16 protein-coding genes are annotated in these 19,677 nt (G+C 41.6%); 5 read left to right on the top strand and 11 right to left on the bottom strand.

The features are described from left to right. Positions 1-29 precede the first annotated feature (29 nt). Together H6G05_RS09950 and H6G05_RS09955 are read left to right on the top strand one after the other, a co-directional pair. Positions 30-1,436: a tetratricopeptide repeat protein gene (locus H6G05_RS09950; RefSeq protein ID WP_190578025.1), complete on the top strand. Its 1,407-nt coding sequence runs from the start codon at positions 30-32 to the stop codon at positions 1,434-1,436. A gap of 538 nt (positions 1,437-1,974) precedes the next feature. Beyond that, positions 1,975-2,679, top strand: a complete 705-nt coding sequence (locus tag H6G05_RS09955; protein WP_190578026.1) for a GDSL-type esterase/lipase family protein — start codon at positions 1,975-1,977, stop codon at positions 2,677-2,679. Positions 2,680-2,784: 105 nt separating this feature from the next. Here the strand turns inward: H6G05_RS09955 and H6G05_RS09960 are convergent, their stop codons facing one another. The 6 genes from H6G05_RS09960 to H6G05_RS09985 form a co-directional block, all read right to left on the bottom strand. After that, a complete protein-coding gene (locus H6G05_RS09960; protein WP_190578027.1) occupies positions 2,785-3,429 on the bottom strand; it encodes a type I restriction endonuclease in 645 nt (214 codons plus the stop codon). 4 nt (positions 3,430-3,433) lie between these two features. Further along, positions 3,434-3,646, bottom strand: a complete 213-nt coding sequence (locus tag H6G05_RS09965; protein WP_190578028.1) for a hypothetical protein — start codon at positions 3,644-3,646, stop codon at positions 3,434-3,436. An 11-nt stretch (positions 3,647-3,657) separates the two neighbouring features. Continuing rightward, on the bottom strand, positions 3,658-5,640 hold the full coding sequence (locus tag H6G05_RS09970) for a tetratricopeptide repeat protein (RefSeq protein ID WP_190578029.1): 1,983 nt from the start codon (positions 5,638-5,640) through the stop codon (positions 3,658-3,660). 5 nt (positions 5,641-5,645) lie between these two features. After that, on the bottom strand, positions 5,646-6,992 hold the full coding sequence (locus H6G05_RS09975) for an AAA family ATPase (RefSeq protein ID WP_190578030.1): 1,347 nt from the start codon (positions 6,990-6,992) through the stop codon (positions 5,646-5,648). A 105-nt stretch (positions 6,993-7,097) separates the two neighbouring features. Beyond that, positions 7,098-9,014 carry an aminopeptidase P family N-terminal domain-containing protein gene (locus tag H6G05_RS09980; protein ID WP_190578031.1) on the bottom strand — a complete coding sequence of 639 codons (1,917 nt, stop codon included), beginning with the start codon at positions 9,012-9,014 and terminating at the stop codon, positions 7,098-7,100. A gap of 104 nt (positions 9,015-9,118) precedes the next feature. After that, positions 9,119-9,646, bottom strand: a complete 528-nt coding sequence (locus H6G05_RS09985; protein WP_190578032.1) for a hypothetical protein — start codon at positions 9,644-9,646, stop codon at positions 9,119-9,121. A 524-nt stretch (positions 9,647-10,170) separates the two neighbouring features. Here H6G05_RS09985 and H6G05_RS09990 point away from each other — a divergent pair. Beyond that, positions 10,171-10,800 (top strand): DedA family protein, encoded by a 630-nt coding sequence (locus H6G05_RS09990; RefSeq protein WP_242025384.1) that lies wholly within the window; start codon positions 10,171-10,173, stop codon positions 10,798-10,800. A 233-nt stretch (positions 10,801-11,033) separates the two neighbouring features. After that, a complete protein-coding gene (locus H6G05_RS09995; RefSeq protein ID WP_190578033.1) occupies positions 11,034-12,305 on the top strand; it encodes an after-VIT domain-containing protein in 1,272 nt (423 codons plus the stop codon). Positions 12,306-12,442: 137 nt separating this feature from the next. On the opposite strand, the gene H6G05_RS10000 is transcribed toward H6G05_RS09995, so the two are convergent. The 4 genes from H6G05_RS10000 to H6G05_RS10015 all read right to left on the bottom strand — a co-directional run bounded on the left by H6G05_RS10000 (position 12,443) and on the right by H6G05_RS10015 (position 16,701). Continuing rightward, positions 12,443-13,270 (bottom strand): FHA domain-containing protein, encoded by an 828-nt coding sequence (locus H6G05_RS10000; RefSeq protein ID WP_190578034.1) that lies wholly within the window; start codon positions 13,268-13,270, stop codon positions 12,443-12,445. 85 nt (positions 13,271-13,355) lie between these two features. Then, positions 13,356-14,630 carry a vWA domain-containing protein gene (locus H6G05_RS10005; RefSeq protein ID WP_190578035.1) on the bottom strand — a complete coding sequence of 425 codons (1,275 nt, stop codon included), beginning with the start codon at positions 14,628-14,630 and terminating at the stop codon, positions 13,356-13,358. Between the two features lies 1 nt (position 14,631). After that, positions 14,632-15,015, bottom strand: coding sequence for a response regulator transcription factor (locus H6G05_RS10010; protein WP_190578036.1), 384 nt, complete (start codon positions 15,013-15,015; stop codon positions 14,632-14,634). 195 nt (positions 15,016-15,210) lie between these two features. After that, positions 15,211-16,701, bottom strand: coding sequence for an adenylate/guanylate cyclase domain-containing protein (locus H6G05_RS10015; protein WP_190578037.1), 1,491 nt, complete (start codon positions 16,699-16,701; stop codon positions 15,211-15,213). A gap of 325 nt (positions 16,702-17,026) precedes the next feature. Between H6G05_RS10015 and H6G05_RS10020 the strand changes: the two genes are divergently transcribed. After that, on the top strand, positions 17,027-17,917 hold the full coding sequence (locus H6G05_RS10020; protein ID WP_190578038.1) for a vWA domain-containing protein: 891 nt from the start codon (positions 17,027-17,029) through the stop codon (positions 17,915-17,917). 184 nt (positions 17,918-18,101) lie between these two features. Here the strand turns inward: H6G05_RS10020 and H6G05_RS10025 are convergent, their stop codons facing one another. After that, positions 18,102-18,929: a septal ring lytic transglycosylase RlpA family protein gene (locus tag H6G05_RS10025; RefSeq protein WP_190578039.1), complete on the bottom strand. Its 828-nt coding sequence runs from the start codon at positions 18,927-18,929 to the stop codon at positions 18,102-18,104. Positions 18,930-19,677 lie beyond the last annotated feature (748 nt).

A 19,677-nucleotide genomic window follows, 5' to 3' on the forward strand; every position in this document is an offset into this window, starting at 1 on the left:
TACGAAACTAAGCCTTTCCATCAAAAATTATGACTTCTCACTCTTTACGACTTCGTTTATTCACTTATTGCTTGATTTTATCAGCTTGTAAAATAGATTTTTTTTTGGTATCCACCGATCGCTCAGCCTATAGTCAAAGTCAAAAGCCAGCTTGTGATATTGGCTCCACTCCAAATCATCCTGGTAATTACAAACTGCTTGGCAATATTTTTCTGAAGCAAAACCGCTTTCAAGAAGCTCTCAAATGCTTTGAAATAGCACTGCAAGATGAACGAGGTCTCAAAGACCCAGAACTATGGAACAATAATGGTTTAGCATTGGCTGGGCTCAAAAAATATGAGCAGGCGATCGCATCCTATGACAAAGCATTAGAAATTAGTCCAGGAGCGATTTTTGTTGATCGAGTCGAGCCACGAGCAAAAGTAGAAGACTACTCTCTCTGGTGGTTTAATCGCGGCACAGCATTAGTTGATCTCGAACGCTACGAAGAGGCTCTTGAGTCTTTGGATCAATCCATAAAAATTAAGCCTAGCTTTAGCTTTGTCTGGTTTTTTAAAGGACTAGCATTGTTCCGATTAGAACGCTATGAGGAAGCACGCGCTGCCTACCGTCGCGCTATTTTACTCTCGCCTAATACTCCTTACATCACATCGAAAGACCTAATCAGTCTTCAAGATTATGTAATTTACTATGGCGAAGCTGATGCCAAATCAAGATTAGGAAGCTATAAAGATACGATTCTATCTTTTGAACGTGGTCAAAAAATTCGCCGAGAAAATCCTCAGATCAAGTTCTTTGAAGACAAAGACAGTGAAAATTTCTATGAGGCTTTCATTGACGGCATTCGACTGCTTGATCAAAGTGAAAACCAAAAAGCATTAATCGCTTTTGAGAACTTGATCGCTCAAAATCCAAAATACACTAACGCTTGGTATGGAAAAGGCGATGCACTCACAGCTTTAGAGCGTTATCCAGAGGCAATATTAGCCTATGAGCAGGTAACTGCTATTGAACCTGACGACTACACCTCTTGGTATAAAAAAGGGAATGTGCTGAAGAAAATAAACCGTAATGAAGAAGCACTACAAGCATATGAAAAGGCCATAGAACTATCGGGAGGATTTTCGGAAGTCTGGCACAATCGCGGGGTGATTTTTTACAATCAAAATAAAGATGCGGAAGCTATCAACGCCTATACACGCTCTCTAAAAGCCAATATATTATGGGGTGGTATTGCCAGAATTGATACTCAATATGCTTTAGCTGCAACCCTATACCGTGCTAAGCGTTATAGTGAGTCACTTTTTGCAGTTGAGAAAGTACTGAAAGAACAGCCTGATTATCAAGAAGCGCTGGAACTACGTAAGTTACTCAAAAAAATTATCATCTGCGATCGCGCAGAACCACTATCTCAATGTAATGTAAAACCTAAATAGTCAGCGCCTGTTATACCAAATCACAAAATTGCTACACCATTTTGTTCTTTTAAAACCCTTACTGGGTTTGGTTTTTAATTCACAAAAGTGTTGCCACTCTTTCGAGAATTGGTATTAATTGGGGGGTGAAGTAATCGCCACAATTAGCAATAAATGAAGGCGGCGCAAAGCGCCACCTTCATTTATTGAGGTTTAAAGAGTTAGCTATTACAAACCAAAACCCAAGAATAGAGTGGCGGCGCGAAGCGCCGCCACTCTATTCTTGGGTTTTATGTCCTAAGCAAAACTTGCTTTGCTATAGGACTTACACAGCAGCCTTGCACTCAAGTGCAGGCTAAAAGCTCAAACCAGTTGAAACGGGTTAATTAGTAGTATTCTGTAGTCCACTTCAGTGGACTTTAGCTTTTAGCCAAGAACTTGAGTTCTTGGGGTATTTAATAAACCTTAGGACTTATTAAGTAAAAGTACTTAGTTAGGGTAATCTAGATGTAGATTTGTAAAGACATTCATCCAACATTTAGCCGAAAATCATTGCCTGATGACAACCTTAAACCTTCTGAGAACACCTAACCTCTTTTCTCATTACCATCAACCCTTAAGAGTCACAGCATTTGGGGATAGCTTAATCTATGGTTACGGTGATCCTGTTAATGGCGGTTGGGTCGAGCAACTACGGCGGCAATGGATGGCTACGGAACCCAGTCATGTCCTCTATAACCTAGGCGTAAGGGGCGATACGACCGCACAGGTTAATCAGCGCTTAGAGCAAGAATTTTTACTGCGGGGAGAACTTCGGAATAAACGCCCCGATTTGATGATTCTATCGGTTAGCGTAAATGATTCTCCACGAGTAGGCAAGCGCCTAGGGAGAAATATGACGGATAGCGATCGCTTTACCTTGGAGATTGTCAACTTACTAGACAAAGCCCAGAGTCTTTGCCCAGTGATGTTTGTGGGGATGGTTCCTGTCGATGAGTCGAAAATGCCTTTTTTAGATTGTATGCATTTCAATCATGAGGATCAGTTTTACTATAAGGAAGTAACGAAATCAGCTTGTCAAGTGCGCGATATTCCCTATTTAGATGTATTCGATCTGTGGCAAGAGCGCGGACAAGATTGGATTAATGAGCGTTTATGCGAGGATGGTTTGCATCCAAATACTGATGGTTATAGTGCGCTCTTTCAAGATATTCTTCACTGGCAATCACAGATTCAATTGGAACAACTTGTATCCATATCTTGAGTCTATAATTTGGTTAGTGATGTCCTGATATTTTGTTGTATCAAGGCTTGAAAGTGGCGATCGCCGTGGATGTTATCAAAATCCGATGCTTTTTCTATTTGCTGGTCAAGGTGCAATTATTTTGGCAATGCAGCGCAAAATTTGTAATACACTCGGAAGATGATTGTCTGGGGGTGAAATAGAAAATAGGGAAGATGGAGCGTATTGTGGTGGTTCGGTAGGTGAATTGGGATGATTTAGTTTTAAAAAGCGATATTCGCCGCCATTAGTGATTAACCCGAAAGTAGTTTTGGTTGAGTTAGGGCTGGCTAGCATATAGGCTAGGGCTTGGGGTAATGCTTTATGTAAGGAAAAGCTGCTACTTTTGGACTCGATGACTAGTACCCACAGACTTTGTTGAATTACAAGAATATCAATGCGTCCTCGATAGATGGTTTCACCGTCATCGGTGGTTATTTCGATGGATTCTTCATCAGCGATCGCAAATTGAGAGCTATAAAAACCTGAAAGATCAAGCAATGGAGACAATATCGCCATTTTGATGATGTTTTCTGAAACAACCGATCGCCGATTAATGCGGTCATAAAGTTCGGTAATTCGTTGCAAGTCTTCGCGATCGCTTTCTGTCAGATTTGGTAAATCCTGTTGCCATTCTAAAAAGAAATTGCGATCGTCGTTGCGTTGTAAGAGAAAGTCTTGTTCTAGTCTTTCAAGGCTTGTTTCTTCAGAAATTCGGAGAAGTTGAACCATAACTTTAATTTTCCAATGATATGAATTGATGGATCTCTAGATCGTTGGTGTAGTCGTCAACGGCAAGTAAAGCGGCGATTTTTAGTTGTTGGTTGATTTGGGTGCGGGTAAGTTTTGTTTGGGTTAGTAGTCTTTGTAAAAGTATTTCTGCTATTTGGAAGCAGTCTTCTTGAGAGAGTTTGGGAATAGTTTGGAGAATTTCTGTAGTTGTAATCATGTGGTTTTCTCCTATTGTATCAAGGCTTGAAAGCGTGGATCGTGGCGGATGTTGTCAAAATCTGAGTCAGTCTTTGCCATTTGGCGATAATTCTCAGGATTGGGTTGAATTGCTTTTTGGAGGTTCTCTAAGGCAAGTTCGATCTGATTTTGGAGAGAATAAGCACTGGCTTTGTTGTACCATGCTTCGTGGTAGTTAGGTTTGATTTGCAAGGCTTGGTCATAGGCAGAGATCGCTTCTTCGTGTCTTCCTAAATTACCTAACACAATGCCTCGGTTGTTCCATGCTTCGTGGTAGTTAGGTTTGATTTGCAAAGCTTGGTCAAAGGCGGCGATCGCTTCTTCGTATCTTCCTAAATTACTTAGCGCAAAGCCTCGGTTGTTCCATGCTTCGTGGTAGTCAGGTTTGATTTGCAAAGCTTGGTCATAGGCAGAGATCGCTTCTTCGTATCTCCCTAAATTATTTAGCACAAAGCCTCGGTTGTTCCATGCTTCGTGGTAGTCAGGTTTGATTTGCAAAGCTTGGTCATAGGCAGAGATCGCTTCTTCGTATCTCCCTAAATTATTTAGCACAAAGCCTCGGTTGTTCCATGCTTCGTGGTAGTCAGGTTTGATTTGCAAAGCTTGGTCATAGGCAGAGATCGCTTCTTCGTATCTCCCTAAATTATTTAGCACAAAGCCTCGGCTGTACCATGCTTCGTGGTAGTCAGGTTTGATTTGCAAAGCTTGGTCATAGGCGGCGATCGCTTCTTCGTGTCTTCCTAAATTACTTAGCACAAAGCCTCGCATGTAACATGCTTGGTGGTAGTCAGGTTTGATTTTCAATGCTTGGTCATAGGCATTGATCGCTTCTTCGTATCTTCCTAAATTAAATAGAGCATTTCCTCGGTTGTACCATGTTTGGTACTCATTAGGCTTTAGTTTTAAGTTCTCAATACAGGTGGCAACTTTCCAGTAATGACTTGCTTCATCATACTTACCCAAACTTAGCAGGTTATTTCCCAACTTATACCATGCTTGGTGGTACTCAGGTTTAATTGCTAAGGCTCTGTTAAAAGAGGTGATCGCCTCTTCATATCTTCCTAAATTATTTAGCTCAATACCTCGATTAAACCATGCTTTGTAGTCTTCAGGATTGATTTCTAAAGCCTTGTCATAAGATTTGATTGATTCTTCTGATCTACCTAAGTTACCTAATGCAACGCCTCGATTGTTCCACGCTTTGTGGAAATTAAGATTAATTTCTAATGCTCTATCATAACAAATGATAGCTTCTTTATCTTTCTTATCTACAAGGAAGATATTCCCTTTTTCAAGTAGAAGAGATGCTTGATGACTTTGAGTTTGATTTGGCTCAATGATTAATTCATCAATTTCAATCATTCTCTCTATGCGCTTTTCAATACTCCAATTTGAATATGTTTTTTCATCCCCATCCATTTCAATACGTTGTGATTCCTGTGCAACCAATTCTTGACTTAAGGAAATATCAGTTTTACTAGATGCCCAGTCATAAAAATCAGGAGCGCGGCGGATGATGTATTTAATGGCAAATTGAGGTAATAGGAAGACAAAGCAGATATGACGAAATCGATCACGAAAATTTTCGCGTTGCCAGTTGAGATGGCTGAGAATTGGCGGAATCGTATCAAGATTATAATAATCTCCCTCTCCACCATAGCCAGTTTGAATGTAATTAACGAGAGACTTTTCTAATCCAACGACAAATAAAATATTTAGTTGTGCTTGATTTGGAATATCCTTTACCCGCTCAATTAAATTATCAATTGGCTGATCCAGTGCTAAAACTCCAATTTGTTTTTGAGGCAAATCATCTTGTACTTTCTGGATCAGTTCCAAACCACCGACAGGAGAACATCTCACAAAGACTAATCCAAAACCCTTCCGACGACGCAAAGAGCGCAATAGCGATTTGTACTCGTCTTCAGGAGTACTTTCAACACTTTCATCAACTCGTTGGATTATACCTGACATAAACTTTAGCCCCTAAATTTATCAAGTTCCTTAACCAGTGGATGCACAGCATACCAACGCTTAAGCTTGTCATCCTGATCACGATATCGATATTCCAACACACAACGGTTTTCTAACAAACGCGGATATTCTTTGTCATTTTCAACATTAGGAATCTGATTAGTTGCATTAACATCACTTAAAAGCTTCCATTGATGATCGAAAATCGCATAGAGATAATCTTCCTTCGCATCTTCGATCGCTCGATTTACTGCTTTTCTAGAAATTGGTAACTCGTCGGTATGATCCAAAGCCTTTTGAATCATCTTGATAAATAGCCGAATATGTCCACCACTCATCAAACACAGTCGCTCAAATACCTCCTGCGATTCAAAAACTTGGGTTTCCACTGCCTTCGATAAAGTTAAGCCGATATCCTGACCATTGACCGTAATGGGTGCAATCCGTTTAGCAATGATTTCCCGAAACTTATTAAGCCCTTCTTCAATTTTCTCACCCTTTTCATTCTGAAGCATGATCATCGGTAACACATCAGTCTCATTGAAATTGTTTTGTAACTGTGTGCAACGCTCTGAATAAACCATTGAGATCGGAACAGTGTATATCACATGGCAATGTAAACCCCGCATCTGATCGTGACGCTTAATAAAAATCTCATCGTAATTGCTTAGTTCATTTGCCGATTTTTGGCTCTCGATAATGCGATCGAGGTTATCCACGATCAACACCAAATCTTTATAACCCTGTTTGACTAAAGATTTTTTGCCAGCATCAATAAAATCATTCAAGACTTGCAATAACGATGGAGCATTAGCATTAATTTTATCTCGAATTTTTTTGCGGTTATCAGGCTGAGCCTTAATTGTCGCTGTAATTTTAGTGATTTCTGAAACCTGTTGTTCTAGCGTCAACCCATCAAAGCTCAATTCAGTTAACAACAGATCGGACAAACTTTCTGCTCTTGCCTTTAACCAATTTGAAATACCCTTTAATGGATTCTGATCTTCAAACTTAACCTTCTTAACCAAGTGCTTTGTGCAAGCCATCAAAATGTCGGCATATTCTGTATCTGCAATATCAATATCTTCGTCATCAGCCCCAAAATTGACCACAAAATATTTCTGTTCGGTTAGATGTTTCTCAAGCCGCAAAAGCTCTGTAGATTTTCCCGCCCCAGTATGACCCGTATAAAGCTGACAAGTTGTAGTTTTACTGCGAACAATCTTTCGACCTAGCTCTGTCAAAATACTCCAATCACCCCGTACAGCCCCACAGTCCACATAAGCACCCTGTGGAGGTGGATCAAACGGTTCAAAAGCATTGCTAATTTCGGTAAGCAGATCTTGAGACATGAGGTTAGATTGCTAGATAAATTTAGGTATTGATCGCATTATAAACGACTCATCAAAACAATCCATAACAGCAAAAAGAGCGCTTTGCGCTCTTTTTGCTGTTTATCAAAAGCTACAAGCTTGTTTTAGCCATGCTGTTTCTGCTTCAGAAAGCATCGGTGATAACTTCTCCACCACAGCAGAATAGTAACTTTCCAGCCATGCTACTTGTTGAGGATTGAGCTTGTGGCGATCAATTAACTTTTTGTCAAAGGGAATATAGGTCAAAGATTCAAACTCGTACCAAGGTATCGCATTGGGATCTGAATCTTGAGAAATCTCTGACTCCTGTTTTTTAACTTCTTTCACAAAATAGAGATTCTCCAACCGAATACCACCCCATTTTGGTTTGTAATACCCTGGTTCGATGCTGTTGATCGTACCAAGATCGAGAGATTGATTGACACGCTTGCTAATGCCATTTGGTCCCTCATGGACATTCAGAAATACGCCCACACCATGCCCAGTGCCATGCCCAAAATCTAGCCCACTTTGCCACATCGAAGAACGCGCAATCCCATCGATTTGACTACCAGTCGTGCCTTTAGGGAATTTCTGCATCGCACAATTGATATGGGATTTGAGAACCTCGGTATAGCGATCGCGTTGTTCTTCTGTCGGCGTGCCAATGCTAAGCGATCGCGTATCGTCGGTAGTACCACCATAAAACTGTGAACCAGAATCTAACAGTAGTAATTCACCATTAAGAAGCTTGCAAGCAGGATTGGGATTGCTGTAATGGACGATTGAGCCATTCGCGCCAGTACCTGCGATCGTCGGGAAACTGAGATCGTAGAAGCCTTCCTGTTGCTTGTATAAACCTTCGATTTTATTGGCAACATCGCGTTCGCTGATGCTATTACCAGCATCAATTTGCTCTTCTATCCATTTGAGAGTAAGAGTCTTAGCAAGGCTAGCTTTGAGGTTGGCTTGCTGCATTTGCGCGATTTCTACAGCATTTTTGTGCGCCTTGAAAGTCTCCACAGGATGTTCAGCATCGATGGTTTTCGCCTTGACGGCTTTGAGTTGTAGATAAGTCCCATAGGTGGTTTGAGAGATCGCCACTAGCACATTTTTATGCTCAGCCACTAGCGATCGCAAGGTGGGAATATACTGCTCATAATCCAAAATTTGTACTTGTCCAGCTAGAGCTTGGCGCACAGTTTCATCAATGCGTGATGTATTGGTGAAGAGATATGCATCAGTTTTCGTAACGATCGCATAGCTAATAAAGACAGGATTGCATTCCACATCGCGACCACGCAGATTGTAGAGCCATGCAATCTGATCGAGCTTAGTTACAGGCAAAATCGCGGCTTTCTTTTTACCCATCGCTTTACGGACGCGCTTTAATTTCTTAGCTACACTCTCGCCAGTAATCGATTCAGGGAGATAAATTACAGGTTGATCACCAAAGGTTGGTATGGGTTCGCTTTCAGCCCAAGGACTTTGCGATCGCACGGCATCGACAAGATTCTCCAGTACAGGCACAATCTCTACGCCACTAGCGCTTAATTGTGCATAAAAGCGGCGATATTGAGCGACGGTTATCGTGAAGGGATCGATACCTAACCGCAAGGTTTGTAGCTGTGCTGAGGCTTTCTGCCCAAGTTCTTCGAGAACTTCTTCCACAGTTTGATGATCTTCTAATCCAACTTTGCAGACTTTTTGCAGGTTCTCATCCACTTGCATATCCGCTTGCTCGTAATAGCGCGAATCCACAAATACCCAAGCGCGATCAGTGCTAATTAAAAAATCACCTGCGGAGCCAGTAAAGCCACTAATCCATTGACGGCGTTGCTTGGCTTCAGGTAAGTACTCATTAAGATGCTCATCGGCGGAAGGGACAAAATAGGAATCTAATTTATGTTTAGCAAGTTGCGATCGCAGCGCTGCAAATTTTTGTGCAGTTCCTTTCGATTCGCTTGGCAAGTCAAGAGATGGGCTGGATGATTCTGTGAGCAAAGTCGGCAATAAAACCATGAAATTATGTCTGTTATGGAGAAAAATACAAAGAAAAATTTGGTCTGTAAAAATTTTAACTCATAGCCAAAAAGTAAAGGCGGCGCTAAGCGCCGCCTTTACTTTTAATCCACATAAGCTCCACGATATTTGATGCGTTCTTTGGGCTTGGCTGACTTTTGGGAGTCCCTTGAAGCTGAGAAAGAATCTGGTAAATCTTGGGAAGATTCATCGACACTATTCCCAATACTTACGCCGCGATATTTGATTACAGGCTGAAATTCACTAACATCTTTTTTGTCACTGTTAACCTGCAATTCGTCTGGTTTGTATCGATGTCCACGGTACTGCATGACTTCAGCATCTTGCCTAAGCATCGCTTCAAATTCATCTTGATTAGATTCGGAATTGCTAGAAAGTGATGATTGATCAGTATTTCGGAATTTTGGTGGTGTATAGAGCTTACCCAAAACTTTAAAACAAAAGTAGGGGAGAGCCACGGCGATCGCCAGAATTACCAGTAAAGAATCTATCTCCGTCAGAATATTAGAAACAACATCCAAATGTTTTGCCGATGACCATATAGAGAGCATCGATAAGACTGCGACTGCCGAAGCAACTTGCAAAGTGCGATAAACAACAGACTTTTTCATGGACGACTAGCCACAATTACTTGAAATGAACTTTACGTAATTGCATCGTAATCATGTGCGCTTAACAGATACGCTTACAAATACAATTAGCGAAATACAGTACTAACATAACGTTTATTGATGAACTCGATCGCTATTTTCGCTACGATTTTAGATAGGATTCAACTACTGACCCGTATATAGCAAAAAAAGAGTTAGCTAGTACAAACCAAAACCCAAGAATCGCATGGCGGCGCTAAGCGCCGCCATGCGATTCTTGGGTTTTATGTCCTAAGCAAAACTTGCTTTGCTATAACTACTCTCTTCCCAGTCTAAAAACCGACGTTAAAACCCAAGGATTAGCGGTGCGGCGCTTCGCGGCGCTAATCCTTGGGTTTTGACTGGTTACAGACACAGCTCTAAAAGTTTGTTTGGGAAATAAAGATCGCGTAGTTTTACCTAGTCCTGTTTTTTATGGTTGGGCAAAATTGCTCACAAAAAGATGGGTTCATGATTAAATCGTAGAACCATAAGCAACTTTAAAATTGGCAAATACAATGCAGGAATGGATTACTAATACGATGAATTCCCTAGGATATCTGGGGATTGGCTTACTGATGTTTTTAGAAAATCTGTTTCCCCCGATTCCTTCAGAGTTGATTATGCCATTAGCAGGCTATACCGCAACTTTTCCGAATACGCAAATTCAGGTCATTCCTGCGATCGCCGCAGGGGTAATTGGTACGATTTTGGGCGCGATCCCTTGGTACTATGCGGGGCTAATATTAGGGCAGCAGCGCTTGCAAGTGTTGGCAGGTCGCTATGGTAAATGGATCGGTATTTCTGGAGAAGATATTGAGAAATCAGTGAATTGGTTTCAAAAACATGGGACAAAGGCGGTTTTATTCGGTCGTTTAGTTCCTGGTATTCGTACTTTGATTTCCATCCCCGCAGGTATTAGCAAAATGCCTGTGGTTCCGTTCTTTCTCTATTCTACGATTGGGACGATTGTCTGGGTCACTTTGTTAACCTATGCGGGTTATTTTTTAGGCAAAAATTACAAGTTAGTCGAAGATTACATTGATGTCATTACCAAAGTTGTAGTTTTTGGTGTTTTGTTGGCGATCGCCGCATTTATTGGCTATCGACTCTGGAAGCGATCATCGCGCAAATAAAAACTATTGGACGCGCAAAGCGCGTCCAATTAGTTTTATCGCTGTTATAGTCCAAAGAGTAATGGCGGCTCTTCTCGTCGCCATTACTCTTTGGAGTTTGAGTACAAAGTACTATCAAGCAAATGCGATCGCCTATATAATCAAAGTAGAAATAGCAGGTTTTAGAGAATACCCTTAAAAAAATATTCTCTAAAAAGTCAAGGCAAGAGCCAAACTCACCGAATATAAGCCTCATGCGTTACTCCGATTCGGAATCAAATACTCTGAGCCGCCGCTATGAATTGCCGACCTGTTTACTAGAGGTGTGGACAGAGCGATCGCCTCTATCGGATTGGCAATCTCAAATCGTTGCTCAAAACTTGCGGTTTCGTTTGCAATTAGCGCATAGCAAAAAAGTAATTAAAGGCAACCAGCAGCAAATCACCAATTTGATCGAAGGCGTAACCACCTACTGCGATCGCTGGTTAGCTCAAGATGATTTTGAAACTCTCGATCATGCGATCGCTGTTCCTAAACTGCCAAAGTTGCAACTATCGACCATACAGCTGTTTGACCTGTACGAAAGTCTAGAACTCTGTAGCAATGAGTTTGTGATTTTGCCCAACTTAGTACTAGAAGTTCGTCGTCTCCATCCTAATTGGCTCAAAATTGTTGCAGGGGCGATCGCGATCGCTGGTGTCAGTATTGGTACAATTCGCCTTGTTTCATCACCCTTTGGCGAACAACCTAGCTATCAAATTGCTTCTACCCCTGCTGCCGATCCTGAGAAAGTATCGATAACTCCATCAGCACCTCCTGCCGCTACTTCTCAAGACCAAGCGGCAAGTCCGCTCAAACCTGACCTCAATCCTTCTCAGTCTGCTGCAAGCCCTAATGCTGCTGCATCTAGCCGTCCTCAATCGCCTCAAGCAATCAACCGCGATCGCCATAATCTGGAGCGATCCGAAAAAGTGGCGATCGCCCCTGAACCTATTGTTTCATCTAATATTTCCAAGTCTAGTAACCGTCAGCGTATGGAAGATAATCTTGGTTCTATTGTAGGTAAAACAGAAGCTAGTCCATCGGAACCAGCAAGGCGTTTAGAACCTCCTAACATAGATACCTTGTCTCAACCTGCACCAATTACAGCTGAGGCTGCTAAGCAAGCGCCTTCTGCACCACCCGCAAAGTTGAGCAGCCCTGCGACGACAGCCTCTGCGGATTATGAGAATAAGGTGGTTGTAACTAGTATCAAGGTTTTGCAGATTCAGTCGGAATTACCCAGTGATATAACCTCCTCCTTGGTAAGTTATATCCAGACTCAGCAAATCACCATATCAGCAACAGGAACAATCACTTTCAATCTTGAGATCTCAGGCGATCGCATCAGCAGTATAGCGACCGATCGCCAAGGTTCGCTCTTAAAGGATACTAAGGCGATCGAGGAGTTGGAAAAGCTAGTTTTAGAATGGCGATCGCCTACTCCAATCAACGGCAAGATCCGTATGGTGTTGCAATTATTATAAAAAAGGGACGCAAAGTGTCCCTTTTTTATAATAATTGCAATTACCGATCAAACAAACCAAGAGAATTTCTGAAAGTGTTGCTTTGCAACACTTTCAGAAATTCTCTTGGTTTGGGATTAAGCGCAAAGCGCTGTAAGCTATGAGCTAAGTTGAAATACAAAGCTAACTTTATCTCCCTTACCTAGAGAAATGCGATCGCCTGCCCTGAGCTTATGACGATTTCCCGCAGGCAGAGGCAAATTATTGATATAAGTACCGTTAGAGCTACCCGTATCCTCAAAATAGAAAGAACCTCCCTCAGCCCGAATATCCGCATGGATACGCGAAACAATGTCTGAATCTGGGAAACCTGACACATCAATATCAGGAGGAATTACCGTATTTGGCTTGCCAATATGTACGACTGGTAAATGGGCAGGAATTTCAATCGTGAGATTAGTTTGCACATGTAGCAAAGACGCAGCAAATTGCTGTAATTGAGTCTTGACACTCACGGGTGAACTTGCTGGCGCACTTGTGGGAGCACTAATCGGCTCATTCATAGAAGCCGTGATCGGAGGATTCTGCTCCTCTGCGGCTAGCAAATTTTCGATATCCGTAAACTTGGGAAGAGTTGGAACCTCGGCGAAGGAATTTGTTACTAAATTTGCAGCCGAATCATCTTCGGTCGTCACATCAGGTAAAGAATTTGACATAGCGCTGGAAATAGTTAGTACGGGGAAAACTTCAGTCGATGAGATGGATGGCGCGATCGCATTTTCAGCATGAATATCTGGGAGCGAATTGATCGCAGTTGCCCCACTTAGATTAAACCCACAATGTCCACAAAACTTAGCATCCGACAACACAGATGCACCGCAACTAGGGCATTGAATATTTTTGACAATCGGTAACGGTGTAAAACAGGATTCGCAGTTTACAGCTCCGTCAGGGTTGGCATGAGCGCAACTAGGACAAATAATCATAAGGGCAACTTAAGATGAACAGTTTATGTATGCATGATGAACATCGCGATCAACAGTGTATGGATACACTTAACATATCTAAAATTTAAGGATTGGGAGGTGATTGTAGTACAGTTTTGGAGGCGATACGTGTTTTTTTGCGATCAGATTCGCTTAGAGACGTGCCTGTTTGCAAACGAGTTGCATTGTTTTGCAAGATTGTTGAAGCATTCTGATCGCCCATTTGCAAAGCGGTTTTAGCAGCCGATTGTAACATTGTCGCCGCCCCTGCGCGATCGCCCTGCTGCAATTTTTGTTCGGCAAGTTGCGTTTGGCGATATTTAGCTAAAGCTAACAAATAATTTTGTAGCTGAGGATCGACCTGTGGCGTATAGTCTTGGACTAAAGTTGCGGCGATCGCTACAGGTGATGATAGTGAATTAATTTGCGCTTGTGAGGGAATGTCGTAACGGACTTGAGCCGTCAAAATAGGGATTTCCGAGCGATCGGGATATTCGGCAGTATAACTAGTCGGACTGATATAGAGATTAAATAACACTACTCGTTCCACGTCCGTCATCAGATCGCCCAGTCTGACAATAATCGCGTCTCCCTCGGTTTGATAGGCTAATTCGATCGTGTCAGGGGCAACTTGAGCGATCGGCTTTAATTCGGCAAGTCTGACATGGGGCGCTAGCTGCAAGATCAAATGAGCATTGGTTAGTCCGATCGCTTGAACACGTTTTAATAATTTCTGAAACTCTTCCCCAGCCGCCGCAGGCGATGGGATATAAGCCATTGCCCCACCACCAGCATCGGCAATACGTTCCAGTACATCCTGATTCCAGCTATCCCCAAAACCAAGGCTATGCAAGGTCATGTTGTATTCCGTGGCTAGGCGGGAAAACTGGAAACAGCGCTCATTATCGCCATGCTCATTCTCCCCATCGGTCAGCACAAAAATCTGGCTCACAGTGCCATCTTTGCCCTTACTCGTTTCCTGCAATCCCAGCTTGATGCCATCATCAATACAAGTACCACCCGATGCTTTGAGGGATTGAATCTTAGCTTTGATAGATTCAAGACGATCAACGGGTTGATTTTCGACTACCACATGAGCTTTGTGATCAAAGCCAATTACACTAATCCGATCTTGCAGATACATACTATCTACGAGATCGCGAGCAGCACGTTTGACCGTATCAAGGGGTTGTCCTCCCATGGAGCCACTGTGATCTAAGACAAGGCACAAGTTAAGCGGCGCATTATTGCCATCGACAGCAGCGTTAGCGGAAACGGCGATCGCTAACTGACGTTGACTGCTGCCTTGGTTACTATCAAGAACGCGATCGCTTAACTTACAGGTCAAATTTACGCTCATTTTAAGTTTCTATTCCGAGGATTTCACAGGATTTTTCAAGGATTTCATCAGGGTCAAAGGGTTTTGTCATATAGATGTCAGCCCCCACATCTTTACCCCGACTGCGATCAAATTCTTGCCCCTTAGCGGTCAGCATAATGATATACACATCACTTAGACTAGGATCACCCTTAACCTTTTCGCAGACATCATAGCCATTCATTTTTGGCATCATTACGTCTAAGAATACTAAATTTGGCTTTTCCCTCTGAATTGTCTCCAGTGCTTCTAAACCATTAGTTGCTGTTAATAGTTCTACGTCCTGATCTTCTAGCTCTTCTAAGGTCTGCTCTAATAGCAAACGGATATGCGGTTCATCGTCAACAATTAATAGCTTTTTGCTCATCTTTAAGCCTTTACGATGTATCTCATGACTAATGTATCACTTACAGCGCTTTGAGTTCAAAAATAATCTGGGAAAGCGACGCATTGCGCCACTTTTTCAATATTTTAACACTTTACTTTTACAGTAATATAACCCCAAAAGAGAATGGCGGCGCGAAGTGCCGCCATTCTCTTTTGGGGTTATATTCGGCTTTTTTTAGTCTTCGTAAATCACCTCGAAAATTTCTACAAGATTCTTTTTCCCCTTTACAGGCAAAGTTCCAAACTCTCTAAACTCAAAATTTGCTTGAGTTGCCTCATACACACTCCGCGTCACCAAAATCTGTCCACCCTTGGCCAAACCCTGTAACCGCGAAGCAATATTCATCTCATCTCCGATCGCTGTATAGTCCATGTGCTGAGGTGAACCAATGTTTCCCACAATTACTTCTCCAGAACTAATCCCAATCCCTGTAATAAAGTTCTTCCTAATCCAATCAATCGGCAAACTTTTAATCCGCCTTTGCATATTGATGGCAGCAGCGATCGCCCAATACTCTCGATCTGCGATCGCCGAAGGTGCGCCAAACATCGCCACAATCATATCCCCCACAAACTTATTGACGGTTCCTTGATGATTGAAAATCACATCGACCATTTGTGTAAAGTATTCATTTAGATAACCCACAAGTTGTTCAGGCTCTAGTTCTTCGCACTTAGTCGTAAAATTACGAATATCAGAAAACAACATAGCGATTTTACGTTTACTCGTAGTTAATGACACCTCTTCTCTCTCATTGATAACCGCTTCAGCTACCTGTGGTGATAGATATCTTTCTAAATTATTTTTGATTCTCTGTTCACGCAACTTACTCTCATGGAGAATTGCATTTTCAATAGCTCCAGAAGCTTGGGTGACAATTGCTGTAAATAGCTTAAGATCTTGAGATGTATAGCTTACTTGCTCAGAATTGCTAATATTAACTACACCTATGGTTCTATCTTTAGTAAGAATTGGGGCACAAATGATCGCATAGCATTCATTCTCATTAACAATGTATCTCGGATCTTGCGTAGCATCATTGACTAGCTCAGATTTTCCTGTTGTGAATACATAGCCTGCAATCCCCACATTAGCAGGAACATTCCAGCTAGTGATTTGTTCGGCAGTACCTTTAGCTGATACAACTTCTAGGCAATTAGTATGATGATTATGGAGCATTACTGAGGCACTAGTACATGGGATTAATCGACTAGTCTCTTCCAGTACAAGTGTGCCAATCTCTTTCGCATCTAGACAGTTTGACATCTTGCTAGCGATCGTATAGAGAAGGTTGATCTCTCGGTATTTATCCAAAGCATCAGCCGCCAACGTTTTCTGTTCAAATTCACGCTTAGCTAGATAGCTCAAAAAATTAGCAACTTGCTCAACTTGTTCCTTCCCTATTACCCATCCTAATATTTCATCGCTGAGTACTACAGGGATTTTATTTAAGTCTGTATTGACCAGTGGATCTTTAACGCGCTCTCTACTACTTTCACTAATATCACTGCTAACAGATCCCTTATCCACGCCTAAATCTGCAACCAAGATTTGTCCTCTTTGATCTTGGATGACAATAGGAGTAGTGAGTTTCGTAACTAAGCCTTTTAGTAAGGATAATATTTCTCTTTTGAGTAATATCTTTTTAAGACTGATAGATTGCATAAATTTAAAAATTGCGTAGGTAGCGATATTTAGAATGGGCGGTGCAATGCACCGCCCATTCTAAATATCATAACGACTAATAGAGTAGAATCAAACGCCATAATGCTGAGTAACAACAATTCTCATTGGCGAATTGGTTATTTTGAAAGCCACCATAGGATCGCCTTTAAAATAACCAGTTTTGGTGTTTCCAGCGTCGTAGTTAGCCCGATCGCTTAAGTTAAATAGCTGAATTTCAATCAGGAAGTTTTTTATTGAGCTTACCTTTGCTAGACTGAACTTAATTCTTGAGACATAACTAAATAAGGAATCGGGTAAGTTTAATATGCCTTACTCAGCAGAAATCAGTCGCCGTCAACCTAGTTGTTTCCTCTTCCTCATCGATCAATCTGGATCGATGGCGGATGCATTTTCTAACGATAGTGCAAGTAAAGGGACAGCGAAAGGAGCTAATGAAAGTTTACATAAGACTAATGAAGCCATCCAGAAGGCTCAAGCCGTTGCGGATGCGGTAAATCGGTTGTTGGATTCACTCGGACAACGATGCGTCAAAGGCAACGAAATCTATGATTATTTTGATGTTGGTGTAATTGGTTATAACAGCGAGGTTACATCAGCTTTAAATGGGCTTGCTGGTGAGAAAGTAATCGCCCCAATCGGTAAGATTTATGAAAATCCAACTGAATTGGAAAAACGGGCGCAAAAACTACCTGATGGCATGGGCGGGTTAGTTGAAGTTTACAATGACTTTCCCATTTGGTTTAAGCCGATCGCTAGTGGTGGGACAGCCATGTGTAGTGTGTTTGCACTGGCGCGAATTTTGTTAGAGGAATGGATTGAGAAACATCCCAATAGCTATCCACCCACGATTATTAATATTACTGATGGAGAGTCTACCGATGGCGATCCGACAGAAGAAGCGCTGAGCCTCAAAAAATTGAGTACTTCTGACGGTTCAGTTCTGCTTTATAACATCCACCTTTCCGCAGAATATACGCAGCCAGTGTCTTTCCCCAACACTGCTGAAGTATTAAGTGATCCTTATGCTCGGTTAATGTTTGATCTATCTAGCTCTTTACCCTACGCCGCCCAAAAAGCTGCTGAAAAGGAAGGCTATAAGGTTGCACCCGATGCTAAAGCTTTCATGTTTAATGCCGATCCAGTGAAGCTAATTCAGTTTCTGGACATTGGTACACGTACTGAAAACCTACGTTAAAACAAAAAAACAAAGGTGAATTAATTCACCTTTGTTTTGGACAGTTGTTTATAGCGCTTTGCAAGCAGGCGAGGTACAAAGGTTTGTTTCCCATCCGCAGGCTGGGAAACAAACCCATACTTCACTAGACTGATAAACGCTATTTTGTTGTGGCGGGCGAAGCCCGCCACAACAAATTTTGGTTTTAATTGTTGGACACTAGGATAGTAGCGACGATTGGGACAATGCCAGCTTCATCACTGTTGAGGGCGATCGCGGCGGCGTGGGACAAATCGAGGTTGCGATCGCCAAAGTAAGGTCCGCGATCGTTGATTCTTACTACTACAGACTTACCATTTTGCTGATTAGTAACTTTAAGATATGTGTCAAAGGGCAAACTAGGATGCGCGGCTGTAAAATCTTGCTGCTCAAACTGTTCGCCTGAAGCTGTCTGCCGACCTTGAAAGTAAGGTCCATACCAAGAAGCAATACCATTAATTTGTTCACCAGTAGGAGCTAACTGATGCATTTGTTTTTGGGCTTCTACTAAAGTTAACGGCTCTACATCTGCACTAACCCGCAAGTTATTAATCCACTGAGTCAATTTTAGCGAAGGGTTAACAACCTCCGATTGGGGAATTTTAAATAAGATGACATTTTTATATTTACCAATATATTCACCATCTATAGCCAGCGGCTCTAAGTAACGGGGATCAAAGTCTGGCGCATTCATCGTCATTGCAAGTTTAGCCGCTGCGATCACCGCATTAGGTAAATTTTTAACCACAAATGCTGGCTGATTATTCACCATGATCATCCATTCATTGGCAGGCTTTGAGCGAAATTCGATTACATATTTAGGTTGAATAGATTCTAATAAATTGTTATTGCTAACAAAAGGTTTGTCTTGGTGAGTGATCAAAGAATTATAACTGCTTGATTGGTTATAAGTTTCATTGACAATTTTTGGTGAAGACGTGCCAGAAATAAGCGAAACCAAGGGAATCGCCCAAAGAGCGGATGATGTAGACATATGTTTTAGGAGTTAAGCAACAAGGATGTTTGTAGGTAGTATTTAAAAATAAGTGTGATAAAAAGTGTTTGTTTACTGGATATAAAAAGACAGGTTAATCATGAAAATCAATAAATTTAAGGTTTAGGATATTTAAATAAATGAGATCTAAAATTAGTAAAAATATAACAGCCATTTTTTAAACTACGATATTAGCGGGGATCATAAATCATCCTTGGGAAAGAGATAAAACTATTAGTATTCAATTTGACAGAAAAATTCAGCTAAAACTTTGATGTCTATCGCTCTCTAGGCAATGTTGCCGCAATTATTGGTAAAACTTGCGATCGCTATAGCAATGTAAGTTTTGCTTAGGACTTAAAACCCAAAAGATGAGTGGCGGCGTTTCCCGCCGCCACTCATCTTTTGGGTTTTGATTTGTCCTAGCTATCTCTTACGTTGCTATACCTATGAGATCTCTAAAATTCTGAGAATCTTATGTTTGTGCGATTTATAGCTGTCGCCAAGTCAGGCAATTTTGCTGATGTTTGCTGGATTTTTTATCGCTAATGTATTGAAATGTCTCGGATAATTCCTCTATAGCGTGGATTGCTAACTAAAACTTAGTAATACCCGCTATTTTTGTTTTTTACGCAGTAAAACAGAGCATCAATTTTTGGTAGCGCGGCATAATTAATTACAAAACAAAACCCGTAAAGTTTCGCCCCGATGGGGCGAAACTTTACGGGTTTTGTTTTGGCAGGCACTT

Origin of the sequence: Phormidium tenue FACHB-1050, assembly GCF_014696925.1 — a bacterium.
Taxonomy (GTDB): Bacteria; Cyanobacteriota; Cyanobacteriia; order Pseudanabaenales; family Pseudanabaenaceae; genus Pseudanabaena.

Bases quoted from the DNA above. Each gene is read 5' to 3' on its own strand.
- H6G05_RS09950 (WP_190578025.1), top strand. From the start codon at position 30: ATGACTTCTCACTCTTTACGACTTCGTTTATTCACTTATTGCTTGATT.
- H6G05_RS09955 (WP_190578026.1), top strand. From the start codon at position 1,975: ATGACAACCTTAAACCTTCTGAGAACACCTAACCTCTTTTCTCATTAC.
- H6G05_RS09960 (WP_190578027.1), bottom strand. From the start codon at position 3,429: ATGGTTCAACTTCTCCGAATTTCTGAAGAAACAAGCCTTGAAAGACTA.
- H6G05_RS09965 (WP_190578028.1), bottom strand. From the start codon at position 3,646: ATGATTACAACTACAGAAATTCTCCAAACTATTCCCAAACTCTCTCAA.
- H6G05_RS09970 (WP_190578029.1), bottom strand. From the start codon at position 5,640: ATGTCAGGTATAATCCAACGAGTTGATGAAAGTGTTGAAAGTACTCCT.
- H6G05_RS09975 (WP_190578030.1), bottom strand. From the start codon at position 6,992: ATGTCTCAAGATCTGCTTACCGAAATTAGCAATGCTTTTGAACCGTTT.
- H6G05_RS09980 (WP_190578031.1), bottom strand. From the start codon at position 9,014: ATGGTTTTATTGCCGACTTTGCTCACAGAATCATCCAGCCCATCTCTT.
- H6G05_RS09985 (WP_190578032.1), bottom strand. From the start codon at position 9,646: ATGAAAAAGTCTGTTGTTTATCGCACTTTGCAAGTTGCTTCGGCAGTC.
- H6G05_RS09995 (WP_190578033.1), top strand. From the start codon at position 11,034: ATGCGTTACTCCGATTCGGAATCAAATACTCTGAGCCGCCGCTATGAA.
- H6G05_RS10000 (WP_190578034.1), bottom strand. From the start codon at position 13,270: ATGATTATTTGTCCTAGTTGCGCTCATGCCAACCCTGACGGAGCTGTA.
- H6G05_RS10005 (WP_190578035.1), bottom strand. From the start codon at position 14,630: ATGAGCGTAAATTTGACCTGTAAGTTAAGCGATCGCGTTCTTGATAGT.
- H6G05_RS10010 (WP_190578036.1), bottom strand. From the start codon at position 15,015: ATGAGCAAAAAGCTATTAATTGTTGACGATGAACCGCATATCCGTTTG.
- H6G05_RS10015 (WP_190578037.1), bottom strand. From the start codon at position 16,701: ATGCAATCTATCAGTCTTAAAAAGATATTACTCAAAAGAGAAATATTA.
- H6G05_RS10020 (WP_190578038.1), top strand. From the start codon at position 17,027: ATGCCTTACTCAGCAGAAATCAGTCGCCGTCAACCTAGTTGTTTCCTC.
- H6G05_RS10025 (WP_190578039.1), bottom strand. From the start codon at position 18,929: ATGTCTACATCATCCGCTCTTTGGGCGATTCCCTTGGTTTCGCTTATT.